Here is a 1,144-nt window from a genome sequence, read left to right on the forward strand (position 1 = left end):
CTCGAGGCCGCCAAGCGGTCGTCCGTGCTGCTCGGGGCGGGGCTCAGGGTCCCGGCCGACGAAGGCTCCGCCGGCCAGCTCCGCATCGCGCGGGTCAACGCCGAGGTCGTCACCGACGGGCCGACCGCGGTCGCGCTCGGGGTAGCGGGCGGCTCCATCTGCCGCGGCGACAGTGGCGGCCCCGTGGCGTCGTCCGCCGGCGTCTGGGGCGTGGTGATCGCGATCGTGCGGAAGAAGAGCCTCTGCAACTCGACCGTGTTCATGGCCGTGCTCGACCCCCGCTCGCGCGGCTTCCGCACCATGCTGTCGCGGGCCAAGCGGTCGAACTGAACGCCGCTACTTGGTCCGCATCATCTCCTGGCGCATGCGCTCTGGCATGCGGGCCGGCCGGCCGTCGCGCAGATAGGCGCACTGCGCGAGCGCGGTGACGAGCGTCTCGCCGTCGCGCACCACCGTCTGGCGCAGCACCAGCGAGGCCGCCTTGACGCTCTCGGCCGAGGTCACGACCGCCACGACGTCGTCCATCCGCGCGGGCTTCAGGTAGTCGATCGTCATGCGACGCACGACGAAGCCCTCGCGCTTCGTCTCGTAGAGATGGCGGTGGTCGAAGCCGATCGCGCGGAGGATTTCGGTGCGGGCGCGCTCGAGGAAGCGCAGATAGCTGGCGTGATAAACCGCGCCCGAAAAATCGGTGTCTTCGTAATAGATGCGGAGCGTCAGAACGTGACGCACCCCGTCCATCCGGCCCCCGAGGGGGTCATTCACGTCTGCGCTCAATCTTCGGTCCCGTCGAACAGCGGCATCTGGGTCGTCGTGGTCGGAGCCTCGAGGCCGAGGTGCCGGTAGGCGTGCGCCGTCAGCATGCGGCCTCTCGGCGTCCGCTGCAAAAACCCCTGCTGCAGCAGATACGGTTCGATGATCTCCTCGATCGCGTCGCGCGGCTCGGACAGCGCGGCCGCCATCGTCTCGACCCCGACCGGCCCGCCGCCGTAGTTCATCGCTATGGCGGAAAGATAACGGCGATCCATGGCGTCGAGCCCGAGATCGTCGACGTCGAGCAGACGCAGCGCGCGGTCGGCGGCCGCGCGCGTCACCTCGACCTCGCCCGAGACCGCGGCGAAGTCGCGGACGCGGCGCAGCAGCC

3 protein-coding genes are annotated in these 1,144 nt (G+C 70.1%); 1 reads left to right on the forward strand and 2 read right to left on the reverse strand.

What is annotated here, in order from left to right:
* Positions 1 to 330 (forward strand): trypsin-like serine protease (locus ACIKT0_RS18705; RefSeq protein WP_407106811.1); only part of this gene is annotated, 330 nt, incomplete at its 5' end.
* 6 nt (positions 331 to 336) lie between these two features.
* Here the strand turns inward: ACIKT0_RS18705 and ybgC are convergent.
* Positions 337 to 741: a tol-pal system-associated acyl-CoA thioesterase gene (gene ybgC, locus ACIKT0_RS18710; protein WP_407106813.1), complete on the reverse strand. Its 405-nt coding sequence runs from the start codon at positions 739 to 741 to the stop codon at positions 337 to 339.
* A gap of 32 nt (positions 742 to 773) precedes the next feature.
* Positions 774 to 1,144, reverse strand: a 371-nt coding sequence (locus tag ACIKT0_RS18715) for a Holliday junction DNA helicase RuvB C-terminal domain-containing protein (RefSeq protein WP_407106812.1), incomplete at its 5' end; no start/stop codon positions are given.

Source organism: Hansschlegelia beijingensis (assembly GCF_045505405.1).
Classification (GTDB): domain Bacteria; phylum Pseudomonadota; class Alphaproteobacteria; order Rhizobiales; family Methylopilaceae; genus Methylopila; species Methylopila beijingensis_A.

Coding starts and splice junctions, on each gene's coding strand:
- ybgC (WP_407106813.1), bottom strand. CDS start 741: ATGGACGGGGTGCGTCACGTTCTGACGCTCCGCATCTATTACGAAGAC.